Below are 16,188 nucleotides of genomic sequence, written 5' to 3' on the forward strand. Positions count from 1 at the left end.
ATGTGGTTATTTGATAAAGACTTGTGGATAGAAATTTTTCATACCCTGGGCAAGAATATGTTCAGGACCTTTTTGACCATGTTGGGGGTTATCTTCGCTATGATCATCTTGGTGCTGTTATTGGGTTCAGCCAATGGGATGAGCAACGGGTTTAACAAACTTTTTGCTGGAACAGCTTCGAACAGCTTGTTTGTTTGGGGTCAATCCACCTCTGAACCTTATAAAGGATTTGAACGTGGAAGAAGAATCCGATATAAACTTGAGGATGCCGATATCCTAAAAAGGCAGATTCCTGAAATAGAAGTACTGGCCCCACGTATTGAGTTGGCTAGCCACAGGGGTACTGTAAGTGTATATCGTAACGGTCAAACTAGCGGTTCCGCGGTGTACGGCGATTATCCCGAAATCGACAACATTACCAAAAAGAAATTGGTGGAAGGTCGATTTTTGAACCAGACCGATATTGAGGACTCCAAAAAAGTCTGTGTCATTGGAGAGGAAACGTACAAGCTCCTTTTTGAAAAGGGTGAAAAGGCCATTGGAGAGGAAATCCGTATCAATGGGGTATATTTTAGTGTAGTGGGGATCTACAAACCCAACAACAATATTAATATTGATGGTGAGAACGCGGTGTTCATCCCGTTCAGCACCTTTCAAAAGGCTTTTAATTCTGGGGATCGCATGGGATGGATGGCCATTGCCGTTGAAGAGAATACACCCGTACCGTTCGTGGAAGCCCAGATCAAAAGCATATTAAAGGCCAAGTACGATATACATCCGGATGATGAGCGTGCCATAGGCAGCTTCGATATGTCCGAAATATTCAATAACATCACCGGGTTTACCATGGTACTCAAAGGATTCTCGTTTTTCGTAGGGATTTTTACCCTACTTGCGGGAGTCATCGCCATCAGTAATATCCTTTTGATTACGGTAAAAGAGCGTACCCAAGAAATTGGGGTGCGTAGGGCCTTGGGCGCAACCCCGGTCATCGTGAAACGCCAGATTGTTGTCGAGGCCATCGTATTGACCGCATTTGCAGGCCTTGTCGGTTTTGCCATCGCAGTAGGGATATTGTCCATTTTGAATGCCATGTTTGGCAGTGGGGATGATTTCCCGTTCGTGAAACCCATGATCAGTGTGCCACAGTTTGTCGTATCATTTATTTTAATGGTAGGTCTGAGCGTGCTCATTGGTCTATTGCCTGCCAACCGTGCGGTAAAAATTAAACCCATAGATGCATTAAGGGAAGAATAATCATCATCAATACAATTAAATAACGAAATCAAATAAGCAAGAATGAACAAGTATGTAAAGTACGGATTAATAGGGGTAGTGGTCATAGGTATTTTGGCCGCTGTAGTCTACTTTTTAAAGCAGAACAGTACTCCTGTAGAGCTGTATAAAACCGAAACAGCAGAACGAAAGGATATTGTAAATAAAGTCATCGTAACCGGCAAAGTGATTCCCGAGGACGAGATCAACATCAAACCCCAAATTTCCGGAATTATAGACAGGATTTTGTTGGAAGAAGGTGTACAGGTAAAATCTGGCGACCTTATTGCCGTGATCAAGGTAGTTCCCAATGAACAATCCTTGAACCAAGCTGCCGGAAGGGTGCGTAATGCCGAGTTGGCGCTTAACAACGCCAAGTTGGAGTACGACAGAAACAAGACCCTTTTTGATAAGGGTGTTATTTCCAATCAGGATTATAACAACTTAAAGCTGACTTACGAGCAAGCCTTGCAGGAGCTTAAAAACGCCCAGGCCGATTATCAGATCATTAAAAAAGGATCTGTGGGAGGTTCAGTGAGTGCCAACACCGATATCAGGGCCACCGTATCCGGAACTATTTTGGAGATTCCGGTAAAAGAGGGTGACCAGGTAATCCAAAGTAACAACTTTAACGAAGGTACAACCATCGCTACCATTGCGGATATGTCCAAAATGATCTTCGAAGGAGAGGTCGACGAAGCCGAAGTAGGTAAGTTGAGCGTGGGGATGCCTTTGGAAATTAGTTTAGGAGCCTTGGAAGAGCAAAAATTTGATGCCAAACTAAAGTTCATCGCCCCAAAGGGTGTTGAGGAAGAGGGTGCCGTTCAATTTAAGATTGAAGGTGATCTTGATGTACAGCCAAGTGATAGTACTTCGTATGTAAGGGCAGGGTATAGTGCCAACGCTTCCATTGTATTGGAAGAGAAGAAGGACGTACTGTCCATAAAAGAGGCATTGCTCCAGTTCGATAAGGAAACCGAGAAACCTTATGTGGAAGTTCAAGTGGCCGAGAACGAATTTGAACGCAGGGACCTAGAGTTGGGCGTAAGTGACGGTATCGACGTGGAGATTGTTTCAGGAATCACCGAGGAGGACAAAATAAAAGTTTGGAACAAGTTGGAGAAGCGATCTGACGAAGAATAAGATAGGCCAACCGTAACAATAATGAGCAAAATCAAAAAACGAATGAAATCAAAAATTTCAATACTACTATTTTTTTGTGCCGTTTTTTCAACAAGCGCACAAGTCAAGAAATGGACATTGGAAGAATGTGTCACGTACGCTGTTGAGAACAACCTAACCGTTGAGCAGTTTGAGCTGGATTTGGAAAATGCCCAAATTGATAAATCCGATGCATTGGGAAATTTATTGCCCAGTTTAAGTGCCAATACCAATCTTTCGGGAAATACGGGTCTTATTTTGGATCCTACGACCAACCAGTTGGTTACCGGGACCATACTTTCTTCGTCCGCCAACATTACTTCGCAGGTAACGCTATTTGACGGTTTGCGAAACTTTAACCGAATCAATCGAGCAAAGCTGAACGCGATATCCAATCAATATCGTTTGGACGATCTTAAGGACGATATTCGATTGAACGTGGCCAATGCGTATTTGCAGGTCATAAGCAATAAGGAGGCCCTCAAAGTTTCGGAAGCACAATACAAGGTAACTGAACAAGATATGAAGCGAACCAAGGAGTTGGTTGAATCTGGAGTGGTGCCAAGAGGGGATTTGTTGGAAATTGAGGCGACGGCAGCAAGTCAAGAGCAGCAAATCATCAACAATGAGGCCTTGGTTACAATTTCCAAAATCAATTTGGCCCAGCTACTGCAGATTACCGATTATGACAACTTCGATGTGGCCGATGAGTCATTCGAGGTTCCACCTTCGGACATACTCTCCAATTCCCCAAAATCCATTTTTGCGAAAGCCCTTGAATTCAGAAATGATATCAAATTGGCTGAGGCGAACATTGAAGTTGCGGAAAAGGACGTGCAAATTGCCAAAGGTGCTTACTATCCAACGATTGGGGCATTCTTTAACTATAACACCAGGTATTCCGATCAGAACAGAGATATTATCACTGGAGAGTTCGTTGGTTTTATCGACCAGTTGTGGATCAACGATGGTATATCGTACGGGGCGCAGTTGAACATACCGATCTTTAATGGTTGGAGCACACGGAACAATGTAAAACGTGCGAAAATCGATTTGGACCGAGCCCAATTGCAAATGGAATCCACAAAACTGGAACTGGAAACAGCCATCAATCAGGCGTATGTTGATGTAAAGACTTTTTCTAAGTCTTACGAGGCGGCACAGAAGACCCTCGAGGCACGTGAAGTGGCGTACCAATATTCCAAGGACCGATTTGATGTAGGACTTTTGAACGCTTTTGACTTTGGTCAGGCCCAAGCCCGATTGGACGATGCGCGCGCCAATGTTATCCGTAGCAAGTACGATTATATCTTCCGATTGAAGATATTGGAGTTCTACTTTGGTATGCCGATATCATTAAACTAGTATCTTTGTGGCCGCTATGGCCATACTATTACATTTAGAAACAGCGACCACCAATTGCTCCGTGGGCATTTCCAAGGATGACCAAATTGTCGTCCTAAAGGAGAACAACGCGGTGAACTATTCACATTCAGAGCAATTGCACGTATTCATAAAAGAAGCCTTGAAAGAGGCTTCTTTGTCGTTTACGGACCTTGATGCCGTAGCGGTAAGCAAAGGGCCTGGTTCCTATACTGGGTTGCGGATTGGCGTATCGGCGGCCAAAGGCCTTTGTTTTTCCTTGGACCTACCCCTGATTTCGACCCCCACACTGCAAAATATAGCCTGTCAAATGGATTTGGAGCCGGGTGAATTGGTGATTTCTGCGCTGGATGCTAGGCGAATGGAAGTGTATTCCTGCGTTTACGATCATCAGTACAGGGAAGTACGGGAGACTCGCGCCGAGATTATCGATGAGGCTTCATTTGCCGAATATGTTGGCGAAAAAAGGGTCTATCTGGTTGGCAGCGGAGCGGAAAAATGTAGGGGTGTCTTGCAACACCCCAATTTTATCTTTCAACCTGATGTGGTGCCATCTGCCAAGGAGATGGCCGCTATAGCTTTTGAGAAGTTCAAGTCGAAACAATTTGAGGATGTGGCTTATTTTGAACCTTACTATCTCAAGGACTTTGTACTTCAGCAAAAGAAGAAAAATTAATCCTCCATAGCTTTGTGCATAACCCGTTGCGGGAATGGAATTTCGATTCCTGCTGCGTCAAAACGGAATTTCGTCTGTTCGATTACATCAAAATGTGCTGGCCAGAACACATCGTTGTTGGCCCAAAAACGTAGCGTAAGGTTTACCGAACTATCGGCCAATGCACCCACGTAAACTTCTGGTGCTGGCTCGGTATTGATGTTCGGGTTGTCCGCACAGATTTTCAATAATATTTCTTTGGCTTCCTTAATATTGGACCCGTAACCGATGCCCACATCAATTTTGTCCCTGCGGGTATCTTCCATATTGTAGTTGACGATGTTTCCATTGGACAGCTGTCCGTTGGGGATAATGGCAATCTGGTTGCCGAACGTGCTCAGTTTGGTGTTGAAAATAGATATTTCCTTGACTGAACCATCTACACCTTGGGCAGATATCCAATCACCCACCTTGAATGGTTTAAAGATGAGAATGAGCACTCCTCCCGCAAAATTGGCCAGTGAACCTTGCAAGGCCAGACCAATAGCCAAACCTGCGGCACCAACGATAGCGACCAAGGATGACGTTTTAACGCCCAATTGGGTAATCACCAACACAAAGAGCAATGCCTTTAGAAGAATGCTGATGAAACTCTGTAAAAAGGACTCCAAGGTTTCGTCATAATCCTTTTTTGCAAAAAAGCGACGGACCATTCGATTGAAAAATTTGATGACCCAAAGACCTATAAAAAAGGTAATGATAGCCGTTATAAGACTTGGTAAAATGCTTATGGCCCAATCCATGGCCTGATCAATGTAATCTTGATAATTGTCTAGTTCTTCCATTATGGTTTTTTGTTTAAATGGTAACGTAGTTAATATTCAACTGAAATAAAAGAAAAGGTTTTTAAACAATTGTTAATGTTAATGCCCTTTTATAATTGTTCCAAAGCCTTGCCTGCGCTATCCACAGGGAGTTTACAAGCTCCTTCGATACAGATGTAGGTAAGCGTTTTTCCGGGTACTTCCCTGTTTTTCAACAATTCCAGATTGCCTTCACCCTTAGACCCAACCAGAATGCTCTGGGGCAAGTAGGCTTTGGCGAGCTCTCGTCCCATGGCTTTAGAATCTTCACCAATCACTGCTATTTCATAAAAACGCTGGTTTTGGAAAAGTACCAGATGTAGCCAGTTGGAAAAACCTTGCGCCCTTTTATCAAAGTCCTTTTGTACGTTCTTTACCATTTGTTCGGACAGGTCACCGTAGCCTTCATCTGGGTAAAGTTTATGTAGCTTAAACAGATTGATGGCCATCATGGAGTTGGAGGAGGATATGACATTATCGTCCACTTCGATGGTCCTTCGGATAAGCGATTGGTCTTGATCCGAAGTGTAAAAGAACATGCCCGAGGTTTTGTCAAAAAAGTGCTCTTTGGTATAATCAAGGAGTTGTTTGGAAATATTCAGCCATTTCTCGTCAAAAGTCACCTCGTACAATGACACAAATGCTTCTATTACCGCTGCATAATCATCCAAAAAGGCATTGATGCTGCTTTTCCCTTCTTTGTGATTTCTAAAAAGGGAATTGTCATCCTTTATCATTTCCCGCTGGAGGAACGCTGCATTTTCTAGGGCAAGCTCCAAATAGGCTTCTTCGCCCAAATAGCGATAAGCATCCACGAGTCCTTTCAGCATCAATCCGTTCCATGAGGTCAGGATTTTGTCATCCAAACGGGGTTTGGGCCTTTTGTCTCTTTCCTTTTTCAGAACGGCAAGGCTCTCTTTTATGGTGGACTTTAATTCTGACAGGCTGATATTGTACTTTTCTGCAATCTCAACATCGTTTTTGTCCCGTATCAAAACATAGTTGTCCGCTTCCCAATGTCCATAGGAATTGATGTTGAAATAATCCTTAAAGAGGTCATAATTCTTACCCAATAGTTCCATGAGTTCGGCCTCGGTCCAAACATAAAAGGCGCCTTCTTCCAGATTGCCATTCTCATCTAGGCTATCTGCATCCAACGAAGAATAGAATCCGCCACTGGAGTCCAAAAGCTCCTCTTGCACAAAATCCAAGGTTCCGATGACCACCTCCTTGTACAGTTCGTTTTTGGTGGCGGCATATGCTTTGGCATATAGACTCAACAGCTGACCGTTGTCGTACAGCATTTTTTCAAAATGGGGCACATGCCATTTTACATCTACAGCATATCTGGAAAAACCACCGCCCACATGGTCATAAATTCCGCCATAGGCCATTCGGGTCAGAGTGGTATCCACAAACTCCATGATTTCGGGCTTTTGCGCCGTGCTGGCGTAATGCAGCAAAAAGTCCCAATTATTGGGCATCATAAATTTTGGGGCACGTTTATGCCCACCCAAAAAGGTGTCAAAATATTGGGTCCAATGCTGTACGGCTGTGTCCAGCTGTTCTAGGGAATATCGTTCACTGTCGGTATCCGTTTCCACCAGATTGATGGCATTCAGCCCATTGGCCAGGTCGGCTGCATACCCTGTAATTCTGGGTTTGTCCGTTTTGTAAAGTTCTGCCAATTGTTCCAAGGACTTTATCCAATTTTCCTTTGGCACATAGGTGGCGCCCCAAAAGGGTCTGCCATCAGGTAGCGCCACTATATTGAGCGGCCATCCCCCCTGACCGGATATCATCTGTATGGCATCCATATAGATTTGGTCCACATCGGGACGTTCTTCCCGGTCTATTTTTATATTAATGAAGTGCTCGTTCATCACCTTGGCCACTTCCTCGTCCTCAAAGCATTCTTTTTCCATAACATGGCACCAGTGGCAAGCGGCGTAACCGATGCTTATCAATAATAATTTATCCTCTTTTTGGGCCCTTTGCAGGACCTCGGGATGCCATGCTTCCCAATTGACGGGATTGTGCGCATGTTGCAGCAAATACGGACTGGTCTCGTGAATAAGGGCATTGGTATGTTCGTGGCTCACTTTTTCTGATTTTGGTTTACAGCTGATTACTGTGGTTCCAACAAGTATGAAGGAAAGAACTTTTTTCATCATGTGGACATTTTTGCGCATAAAAAAATGCGTCCACAACGGACGCATTTTCCTTGCTTCGATGCAATTATTGAACTTCAAAGGTGATTTTTACGTTCACCCTGTAGTCGTCAATCTTTCCATCCTTCACCGTAGCACTTTGCTCGTTAATGTAGATGGAACGAATGTTTTTGACTGATTTGGAGGCCTGCTCCAACGCTTTGTTGGTTGCATCTTCCCAGCTTTTGCTGGAGTTGGCCAATACTTCAATAACTTTTAAAACTGCCATGGTCTGTTTATTTTTTAGATTCCCTTTAAGATAGGAAAAATTGAACGGAATATGGCAGTTCAGGCAGGGAAATTAACCGTTTAGGGCCACTACTTCCTTGATTTTTTCACCCATCATGTTCTTCAACATGGTTTCGATACCGTTTTTGAGGGTGAAAGTGGATGATGGACAACCACTGCATGCCCCCTGAAGGATAACGCTCACTGTTCCGCTCTGCTCCTCGTAGGATTGGAAAAGGATGTTTCCACCGTCGCTGGCCACGGCAGGTTTTACATATTCCTCCAAAATGTCAATGATCTGCTGTGAGGTATCATCATACGGGGTCTGGGTGTTCTTTTGTTCTACCGTTTCCCTACTTTTTTGAATGGCCTCGGCGGTCACTACTTCCTTGCCATCGGCCAAGTAATCCCTGATGAACTCACGAAGTTGCATATTGATTTCTTCCCAATCGGCTACTTCGTATTTGGTGACCGACACATAATTTTCGTCCATGAACACCTCTTTCACAAAGGGCAGGTGGAAAAGCTCTTTGGCCAAGGGAGAGTCCTTCGCATCATCAATATTTTTGAACTCGTAGGTAGAGGGAACAATACGCTTGTTGGAAACGAATTTCATCACGGCGGGGTTTGGCGTAACCTCCGCATATACGGTGATGGGTTGTTTTTTCTTTACGTCCACCTCGTTTACGATAGGTTCCCCTGCATTGAGGTACTCCACCAATTGTTGGGCCACCTCGTCCTTTACATCGTCCCACTCCACAATGTCAAATCGTTCCAAGGCCACAAAATTGCTGGCGATGTACACCGTTTTGATAAACGGGAGATAGAACAACTGCTGGGCCAGAGGCGAATCTTTTGCCTCATCTATGTTTTTATATTCATAGTTGCCCTTCACCAAAAAATGGTTGGCTTCCATTTTGATTATCTTCGGGTTGTTGGTGGGGACAACCGTAATATTGAACTCTTTCATCTGTTATCTTTTATGCAAAAATACCAATAGTTGGAATGCGCAGCAAAATATTATAATAATGTACGGTGCTTTCCGTTATCTTATTGTTTTATTGTATTCAACAACCATTTAGCCCCAATCGTCACATGAGACGTATCTTAACCTCAATTATAATTATCCTCTGTTTTGGGTCTACCATTAGGGCACAGGAGGGAATCCCCGTATATTTCGATTATTTGGCGGACAACTATTATCTCGTTTATCCATCCATGGCGGGTATTGCCGAGGGCACCAAGATTCGACTTACGGCAAGGAAACAGTGGTTCAATGTGGACGAAGCTCCGAATTTGCAAACACTCAATATCAATTCCAGGGTGGGCGAGCGCAGTGGTATTGGAGGTATTCTTTTTAACGATTCCAATGGTTATCACTCGCAAACGGGATTCAAGGCCACTTATGCACACCATCTGCAGTTGGGCGATGATTTTAGGACGCTCAACCAATTATCCTTTGGTTTGAGTGCTGGAGTGATACTGAGCAGTTTGGACGAAACAGAGTTCAGATCGGTAATTCCCGACCCAGTGGTGACTGGTGTAAAAAATACGGCCAGTTATTTTAATATGGACCTTGGCGTTTCGTATAACTTATTTGAGTTTTATGCCCATGCCGCAATTCTGAACGTTTTGGGCAGTGGCCGCGATTTATATACCTTGGCCGAGTTCGATAATTTACGACGCTATCTTTTTTCGGTAGGTTATGTTTTTGGCAATAAGACCAGAATTGAACCTTCCATACTGTTTCAGATGACTGAATTTACCCGCGAAAAAACGGTGGATTTGAATGCAAAGGTGTACCGTGATGTTAGTTTTGGTACCGTATGGGCGGGTCTATCGTACCGCCGCAGTTTTGATGGTGCACAATTTCAAACCAATGGCAACTTTGGTGAGCAGCGCTTGCAGTTGTTTACACCGATTGTAGGGGTTAATGTGAACCGATTTATGTTCTCTTACAACTATTCGTACCAATCCGGCGATATCCGCTTTGATAATGGTGGATTCCATCAAATTACCTTGGGATACGACTTTGGGCAGAGTGATCAAGGCAAGCGTTACGATTGTTACTGTCCCGCCGCCAACAATTAGAAGAGCTATCGTCTAATGTCAGTTCGAGCGCAGTCGAGAACTGAATAGGCAACTCGACTGCGCTCGATTTGATACCAATCTGTTAGCAAGTCAATCTAGTTGTCCCACCTGTAATTTTTCTTGGAAGCCTGAGCCTTGATGGCGGATAGCATGGCATTTTCCAGCTCTCCCATTTCTTCTTTTTGATTTTTGGCAATGTATGCTTCGCGTTTGGCATTGACCTCCTGAATTTGTTTTTGGATGTCTTCCCGTTCTGTCTTCTTTTGATTGATGTAAGCCTTAATCTCCTTTTCGGATTTTCCTTGAAGCTCTGCTGGAAGCTCTTCATCCTCCAGTTCCGAAATGACGGTCGCATCCGCTTCAGCAGCATCTACCAAGTCCCATTGGGAATTTTTGTACAATCTGGAACTCTTGCTTACGGCACGTTTTACTATAACATCCTCCTGAAGGGTTGCCGCATTGGCATCCTGCACGGATTGAAGCTCTTTTTTCTGCCTGCCCATAGCTCCGTAGGAAACATAGGTGTTGTTCAGTTTGGAGTTCAATCGGATGATCACATCATCGTATGGGGTGGCAATATGCACTACTTGGCGATTGTGATCGATGGCCATATATTCCCCACCGGTAAGGATGGCTCCTTGTTTCCACATCGTGGAAATGCCCTGTTCGTAGTTGCCACAAAAAATGGTGTTGACGATGACATCCTTTTCCTTGGCATTGGCGGCCGCCTCCTCAAAGTTGAGTTTACCTTGGGTAAAAGGCTCATTGCCTGCAATGAAGATCATTTTAAGGTCATCGGCATTTTTGCCCCAATCCAATTGCTTCAACGACGTATGGATAACTTGTCCGCAGTATTCTTCACCCCCGTTGGTGGTCAACGAGAAGAGCTTTTCAGAGATTTCATCCAAATCTTTGCTAAACCCCAAAACCTGCCTAATGTAGCCTTCCTGAGAGGAAAGATTGTCGTTTCCATACTCATACAATGCAATCTGAAGCGATGGTCGCAGATCATTGCCGCATTTGGCATGGGTGAATTCGTTCACAATATCCCACAATTGGGCCTTTGCTTGGTTAATAAGTCCGTCCATGCTGTTACTGGTGTCCAGCAACAAGGCAATTTTGACGTATTGTTCCTTAGGCTGTGCTTCCGTATACCCAGTGGTTAAGGTGATGTTTTCTTGGGTATGGGCCTTTAGGTTGCAGCCATAACTTGTTCCTGTCAAGAGTACTACAAGGGCTGAGCTTACAATGTGTTTCATATGTTTCATGATGCAATAATTTTTAACGTTGGGGTAAATGTATCCGTAACATTTCCCAAATAAAACCGGGAATGAGCGAACGTTCCCTTTAATTGAGGGAATGGAACAATTGGTTTCGTAAACGCGTAAAATTTGACTCTTTTTGGTCCAAAATCAGGAGCAACACATTTTTTAAAGTGCTTGGGAAGCAGTATGTTTACCTTAGTTATGCTTCGGAAAATCCACATATTCATATTGGTGTTGATGACAACCCTTTCAGCCTGGTCCCAGGTGACCAATACTCAAGGTCAGTTGCTCATCAAAGGTTCCGTAAAGGGGATGGAAAACCGCGTACCCATTCAAGGGGTTCAGATTTCCACGGATAAGGGTGCCTACACCACGACCAATGGGTTGGGAGAGTTCAGGATAAGGGCTTCCGTTGGGGATATGCTCATTGTGGAAGGTCCTGAACTGGAAACGGTGCGACATCGGATAAAGTCGGGCGAGGATATTGATATTTTGGTAAAAGGGTATGACGGGGCTGTGCAGCAAGCGCGTCAAAAACGTGAAATCGCAAATGCAACAACCAACCTTGCCGATCATCAGCGATTTTTGGATTCTGCGGAAGTGTACAAGAAAACCGACTTGGAAAAAAGTATCGATTTTATTGCCCGTTCCATGGAGCCTTTGGGTAGTTCGGGAAATAAAAGGGAGTTTTCAGCCTCCCTCAGGCTTTTGGGTGAGATCTATTTGTACCATGAACAGTATGATCTGGCCATCACTAATTTTAAGGATGCCTTGGAAGCCCAAGAATCCAACCGGACCAAATTACTACTAGGGAAGGCTTATGTGCTAAATGGTAATTTTGAAAGTGCGGTTTCTATTTTGGAGCCTCTGGTAGAGACGAAAAACATGGTGCCCTATCAACGGGTGGAACTTTTTGAGACCTTGGGCGACGCCCAAAAGGAGTTAGGGAACCTTAAAAGGGCTCAAGAATATTATCAGCAGGGGCTGCTCATTGCGGAAAAAAATCAAATCTCCCCAAAGGAAATAGACCTTAATTCCAAATTGGCGGATGCCTTTGCCGTGGAAGACAGGACCCTGGAAGCAGAAGGCTTTTATCAGAATTCCTTGGACCTATCCAAAAAAATGGCCCCAGAGCGTTTTGTACAGGAGAGTGAGAAGGTGGCGGATTTCTACAATCAAAAAAGCCGATATGAAGACGAGATTCAAATCCGCAAGCGTAACCTGAATGAGCTGAAACAGATGCCAAGGTCCAGTGTAGCTTCGGTAGGTCAGGGCATCAGCAACAGGGATACCATCACGTCGCAACGTATCAACTATAAAATTGCCAATGCCTACATTGCCCAGGATAAACTGGACGAGGCCATTCCCTATCTCGAAAAAAGTATTGTGGAAGCCGACAAGGATGATGATTTGGTCGTACAAAAGGACGCTACGCGCAAATTGTCCGAAGTGTACAAGAACAAAGGCGATTACACCAAGGCCTTGGAGTCCTATCAGGATTATGTAGCGGTGGTAGATAGTCTTTACGTGCGGAAGGAGCAAGAAATCTCTAGGGCGGCCCGTTTCAATCGGGAGATAGCCAATACCCAGAACCGTATCAGCAGTCTGGAGCAGGAACGTGAACTCAGTCAGAGCAAGTACAGTCTGGCCGTAACGGAGCAACAATTGTACGAGGAGACCAGCAAACGGCAAAAATGGATTATTTATTCCTTGATTTTCGGTATAGCCTTGATGGCGCTAACCGCATTTTTATATTATCGTAGTAATCGGCAGCAAAAACTGGCGAACAATCTGTTGGCACTCAAATCGCTTCGGACACAGATGAACCCCCATTTTATTTTCAATGCGTTGAATTCCGTCAACACTTATATTGCCAAGAGCGATGAGCGTAGTGCCAATCGTTTTTTGAGCGAGTTCTCGGTTTTGATGCGCAGTGTGCTGGAAAATTCCGAAGAGGATTTTATTCCCTTGGCCAAGGAATTGGAGCTGTTGCGCTTGTATGTGAAGTTGGAACATTCCAGATTTTCCGATAAGTTCGATTATGATATTGAAGTAGACCAAGAAGTGGATGTGGATGCATTTCAGATTCCGCCGATGTTGTTGCAACCTTATATCGAGAATGCCATTTGGCATGGATTGCGCTACAAAGAAGAGAAGGGATTTTTAAAAATTAAGGTCAGGCAGATTACCGCCGACATGCTCGAAATCTGTATCGAAGATGACGGCATTGGTAGAAAAAAGTCTGCAGAGCTGAAGACCAGCAATCAAAAAAAGCAGAATTCAAAAGGGATGGGGAACATCAAAAAACGAATACAGATCTTGAACGATATGTACAAAAATCGGGTTGAGGTATCCATTTCCGATTTGCACAAGGACCAAACAGGGACGCGGGTGTCGCTAAAACTCAAAAAACAATGATGGAACTGAAAGCGGTAATTGTAGAAGATGAAGCCAACAGCAGGGAAATCCTTCGGAGCTATTTGGCCAAGTATTGCGAAAAGGTCACCTTGCTTGGTGAAGGTGGTACCATTGAGGAGGGATTGGCGCAAATTAAAAAGCATCAGCCCGATTTGGTTTTTTTGGATGTGGAAATGCCCTTTGGCAATGCCTTTGACTTATTGGACCAGATACCCGAGCGTAACTTTGAGACTGTTTTTGTAACGGCCTATAATCAATACGCCATGGATGCCCTGAACCACCACGCCGCTTATTATTTGATGAAACCCATCAATATTGATGAGTTGATCAAGGCGGTTGACTATGTAAGGGCCATCAAGGAAAAGGAAAATGCACTGGAAGGACAGGTACTGCAAGCAAAGCCTGTTCGTGCAGAAGGAAAGATAACCTTGCCGCAACAAGATGGTTTTCAAGTACTGGAAGTATCCGACATCTATTTTTGTAAGGCCGACGACAACTACACCGAAATCTATCTGGAAAAAAAGAAAATTGTGGTGAGCAAGACCTTGAAGTATTTTGAGGATGCCCTACAATCCTATTCCTTTGCCCGTATCCATAAATCCTATTTGGTGAATGTTTCCGAAGTGGTGAAATACAAGAAGGGAAAGGGCGGGAGTGTAGTTCTTAGCAATGGCAAGGAACTTTCGGTATCGGCATCCAAAAAGGCCGATTTATTGTCGTATTTTCAATAAATTGTCACATCGAGCACAGTCGAGATGCCTTTCTTTGTTAAAAAGTAAAATTTATAATCAATGATCATAAAACCCGTTAGGGGGAAATCTCCAGAAATAGGAAAAGATTGTTTTATTGCCGAAAATGCCGTCATTGTAGGTGACGTGACCATGGGCGACCAATGCAGTATTTGGTTCAATGCGGTGGTCCGTGGCGATGTCCACTATATCAAAATGGGCCATAAAGTCAATGTTCAGGACGGTGCGGTAATCCATTGTACTTACGAAAAATCCCCGACCACCATAGGGAACAACGTTTCCATAGGCCACAATGCCATTGTGCACGGGTGCACTATAAAGGATAACGTTTTGGTAGGTATGGGCAGCATAATCATGGACGATTGTGTGGTGGAAAGCAATTCCATTATCGCAGCAGGCGCTGTGGTGACCCAAGGAACCCATGTGCAAGCAGGAAGTATTTATGCAGGAATGCCTGCAAAGAAAATAAAGGATATCAGTCCCGAACTTTCCAAAGGTGAGATTGACCGAATAGCCAACAACTATGTGAAATATTCGAGTTGGTTTAAGGAAGAATGATGATGGATTTCGATGAGCAGGAACACGATTAATGACGCCATCATCAAAAAAGCATCAAAGAATATTCCCTATTTTTGTCCCACTCAAAAAACTCGACAACTATGAACGCATATATTTTTCCAGGACAAGGAGCACAATTCGTTGGCATGGGCCTTGACCTTTACGAAAACCACTCCCAAGCACAGGAACTGTTTGAAAGAGCGAACGAAATCTTAGGATTTTCCATTACGGATATCATGTTCGAAGGCAGCGATGAGGACCTGAAGCAGACTAAGGTAACACAGCCTGCCATTTTTTTACATTCTGTGATTTTGAGCAAGGTGTTGGGCGATTCCTTTCAACCTGATATGGTAGCGGGACATTCTTTGGGCGAGTTCTCCGCTCTGGTGGCCAATGGCACCTTGAATTTTGAAGATGGCCTTAAATTAGTTTCGCAACGTGCGCTTGCCATGCAAAAGGCATGTGAGGTCCAACCGAGTACCATGGCCGCTGTTTTGGGATTGGACGATGAGGTGGTGGAAAACATATGCGCCGAGGTTGAGGGCATCGTGGTTCCGGCCAACTATAACTGTCCAGGGCAATTGGTAATTTCCGGTGAGGTGGACGCGGTAAACGTAGCCTGTGAAAAAATGAAGGAAGCTGGTGCAAGAAGGGCATTGTTGTTACCCGTAGGTGGAGCGTTCCACTCACCATTGATGGAACCTGCTCGCGAGGAATTGGCCGCAGCCATTGAATCCACGGAGTTTAAGACGCCAAGTTGTCCCATTTATCAAAATGTAACCACTACGGCCGTGTCCGATGCAGAAGAAATCAAAAAGAATTTGATCCTTCAATTAACAGCTCCTGTAAAATGGACGCAGAGCGTGCAACAAATGGTGAACGATGGGGCCACTTCCTTTGTGGAAGTTGGGCCAGGTAAGGTTTTGCAAGGGTTGGTAAAAAAAATCCATAGGGACGCCGAAACCAGTTCAGCAACTGTTTCCTAAAATTGGAAAACACTTCATCCGAATAAATAGAGATTTAAACTAATAGGCGAGGCTTGTTCCTCGCCTTTTTTGTAATATTGATTCACCCAAACTACCAACTACACGCAGGCAAGAAGAACATAACTGAAACGCACGCAATAAATAATGCAATCGCTGCTTAAAAAAACCTCATTGCTACCATGCTCCACTATGGGTCGTGGTCGCTTAATATTTTTCTTTTTCTTACTTCTCGGTAATGGTATCGGTTTTGGACAAAGCTTTACTATTGTTGAAGAGGGGGGTGTTACCACCACTTCAGAGACGGGAACCACTGACACCTTCACGGTGGTTCTGGACACTCAGCCAG

General features: G+C 44.2%; 15 protein-coding genes. 10 read left to right on the forward strand and 5 right to left on the reverse strand.

The window, feature by feature from the left end:
* Genes EO130_RS14800 through tsaB form a run of 4 tightly spaced genes read left to right on the forward strand, consistent with a single transcriptional unit; the run spans position 1 to position 4,495 of the window.
* Positions 1-1,257: an ABC transporter permease gene (locus tag EO130_RS14800; RefSeq protein ID WP_127142308.1), complete on the forward strand. Its 1,257-nt coding sequence runs from the start codon at positions 1-3 to the stop codon at positions 1,255-1,257.
* A gap of 42 nt (positions 1,258-1,299) precedes the next feature.
* Positions 1,300-2,418, forward strand: coding sequence for an efflux RND transporter periplasmic adaptor subunit (locus EO130_RS14805; RefSeq protein ID WP_127142309.1), 1,119 nt, complete (start codon positions 1,300-1,302; stop codon positions 2,416-2,418).
* Positions 2,419-2,460: 42 nt separating this feature from the next.
* The gene (locus EO130_RS14810) at positions 2,461-3,801 is read left to right on the forward strand and encodes a TolC family protein (RefSeq protein ID WP_127142310.1); all 1,341 of its coding nucleotides are present in this window, start codon (positions 2,461-2,463) and stop codon (positions 3,799-3,801) included.
* 16 nt (positions 3,802-3,817) lie between these two features.
* On the forward strand, positions 3,818-4,495 hold the full coding sequence (tsaB, locus tag EO130_RS14815) for a tRNA (adenosine(37)-N6)-threonylcarbamoyltransferase complex dimerization subunit type 1 TsaB (protein ID WP_127142311.1): 678 nt from the start codon (positions 3,818-3,820) through the stop codon (positions 4,493-4,495).
* Here the strand turns inward: tsaB and EO130_RS14820 are convergent.
* The 4 genes from EO130_RS14820 to EO130_RS14835 form a co-directional block, all read right to left on the reverse strand.
* A complete protein-coding gene (locus EO130_RS14820) occupies positions 4,492-5,319 on the reverse strand; it encodes a mechanosensitive ion channel family protein (RefSeq protein WP_127142312.1) in 828 nt (275 codons plus the stop codon). The two genes, tsaB and EO130_RS14820, sit on opposite strands and share 4 nt — an antisense overlap.
* A gap of 89 nt (positions 5,320-5,408) precedes the next feature.
* The gene (locus EO130_RS14825; protein ID WP_313781490.1) at positions 5,409-7,511 is read right to left on the reverse strand and encodes a thioredoxin domain-containing protein; all 2,103 of its coding nucleotides are present in this window, start codon (positions 7,509-7,511) and stop codon (positions 5,409-5,411) included.
* Between the two features lie 64 nt (positions 7,512-7,575).
* Positions 7,576-7,776, reverse strand: coding sequence for a dodecin family protein (locus EO130_RS14830; RefSeq protein ID WP_127136558.1), 201 nt, complete (start codon positions 7,774-7,776; stop codon positions 7,576-7,578).
* Positions 7,777-7,848: 72 nt separating this feature from the next.
* Entirely contained in the window at positions 7,849-8,745 is an 897-nt protein-coding gene (locus tag EO130_RS14835; RefSeq protein ID WP_127142313.1) for a NifU family protein, read from the reverse strand.
* A gap of 125 nt (positions 8,746-8,870) precedes the next feature.
* On the opposite strand from EO130_RS14835, the gene EO130_RS14840 reads away from it, so the two are divergent.
* Complete coding sequence (locus EO130_RS14840) at positions 8,871-9,866, forward strand: PorP/SprF family type IX secretion system membrane protein (protein ID WP_127142314.1); 996 nt, start codon at positions 8,871-8,873, stop codon at positions 9,864-9,866.
* Between the two features lie 95 nt (positions 9,867-9,961).
* Here the strand turns inward: EO130_RS14840 and EO130_RS14845 are convergent, their stop codons facing one another.
* Complete coding sequence (locus EO130_RS14845; RefSeq protein ID WP_127142315.1) at positions 9,962-11,134, reverse strand: vWA domain-containing protein; 1,173 nt, start codon at positions 11,132-11,134, stop codon at positions 9,962-9,964.
* 234 nt (positions 11,135-11,368) lie between these two features.
* Here EO130_RS14845 and EO130_RS14850 point away from each other — a divergent pair, with 234 nt between their 5' ends.
* The 5 genes from EO130_RS14850 to EO130_RS15560 form a co-directional block, all read left to right on the forward strand.
* Positions 11,369-13,549 (forward strand): tetratricopeptide repeat-containing sensor histidine kinase, encoded by a 2,181-nt coding sequence (locus EO130_RS14850; RefSeq protein WP_241244374.1) that lies wholly within the window; start codon positions 11,369-11,371, stop codon positions 13,547-13,549.
* Positions 13,549-14,280, forward strand: a complete 732-nt coding sequence (locus EO130_RS14855; RefSeq protein WP_127142342.1) for a LytR/AlgR family response regulator transcription factor — start codon at positions 13,549-13,551, stop codon at positions 14,278-14,280. The genes EO130_RS14850 and EO130_RS14855 overlap by 1 nt, the downstream gene beginning before the upstream one ends.
* Before the next feature lie 60 nt (positions 14,281-14,340).
* Positions 14,341-14,856 carry a gamma carbonic anhydrase family protein gene (locus EO130_RS14860; protein WP_127142316.1) on the forward strand — a complete coding sequence of 172 codons (516 nt, stop codon included), beginning with the start codon at positions 14,341-14,343 and terminating at the stop codon, positions 14,854-14,856.
* A gap of 101 nt (positions 14,857-14,957) precedes the next feature.
* Entirely contained in the window at positions 14,958-15,842 is an 885-nt protein-coding gene (fabD, locus tag EO130_RS14865; RefSeq protein ID WP_127142317.1) for an ACP S-malonyltransferase, read from the forward strand.
* Positions 15,843-15,986: 144 nt separating this feature from the next.
* Positions 15,987-16,188, forward strand: a 202-nt coding sequence (locus EO130_RS15560) for a hypothetical protein (protein ID WP_206513159.1), incomplete at its 3' end; no start/stop codon positions are given.

Source organism: Flagellimonas marinaquae (genome assembly GCF_003992675.1).
Taxonomy (GTDB): domain Bacteria; phylum Bacteroidota; class Bacteroidia; order Flavobacteriales; family Flavobacteriaceae; genus Flagellimonas; species Flagellimonas marinaquae.

Bases quoted from the DNA above. Each gene is read 5' to 3' on its own strand.
- EO130_RS14800 (WP_127142308.1), top strand. From the start codon at position 1: ATGTGGTTATTTGATAAAGACTTGTGGATAGAAATTTTTCATACCCTG.
- EO130_RS14805 (WP_127142309.1), top strand. From the start codon at position 1,300: ATGAACAAGTATGTAAAGTACGGATTAATAGGGGTAGTGGTCATAGGT.
- EO130_RS14810 (WP_127142310.1), top strand. From the start codon at position 2,461: ATGAAATCAAAAATTTCAATACTACTATTTTTTTGTGCCGTTTTTTCA.
- tsaB (WP_127142311.1), top strand. From the start codon at position 3,818: ATGGCCATACTATTACATTTAGAAACAGCGACCACCAATTGCTCCGTG.
- EO130_RS14820 (WP_127142312.1), bottom strand. From the start codon at position 5,319: ATGGAAGAACTAGACAATTATCAAGATTACATTGATCAGGCCATGGAT.
- EO130_RS14825 (WP_313781490.1), bottom strand. From the start codon at position 7,511: ATGATGAAAAAAGTTCTTTCCTTCATACTTGTTGGAACCACAGTAATC.
- EO130_RS14830 (WP_127136558.1), bottom strand. From the start codon at position 7,776: ATGGCAGTTTTAAAAGTTATTGAAGTATTGGCCAACTCCAGCAAAAGC.
- EO130_RS14835 (WP_127142313.1), bottom strand. From the start codon at position 8,745: ATGAAAGAGTTCAATATTACGGTTGTCCCCACCAACAACCCGAAGATA.
- EO130_RS14840 (WP_127142314.1), top strand. From the start codon at position 8,871: ATGAGACGTATCTTAACCTCAATTATAATTATCCTCTGTTTTGGGTCT.
- EO130_RS14845 (WP_127142315.1), bottom strand. From the start codon at position 11,134: ATGAAACATATGAAACACATTGTAAGCTCAGCCCTTGTAGTACTCTTG.
- EO130_RS14850 (WP_241244374.1), top strand. From the start codon at position 11,369: ATGACAACCCTTTCAGCCTGGTCCCAGGTGACCAATACTCAAGGTCAG.
- EO130_RS14855 (WP_127142342.1), top strand. From the start codon at position 13,549: ATGGAACTGAAAGCGGTAATTGTAGAAGATGAAGCCAACAGCAGGGAA.
- EO130_RS14860 (WP_127142316.1), top strand. From the start codon at position 14,341: ATGATCATAAAACCCGTTAGGGGGAAATCTCCAGAAATAGGAAAAGAT.
- fabD (WP_127142317.1), top strand. From the start codon at position 14,958: ATGAACGCATATATTTTTCCAGGACAAGGAGCACAATTCGTTGGCATG.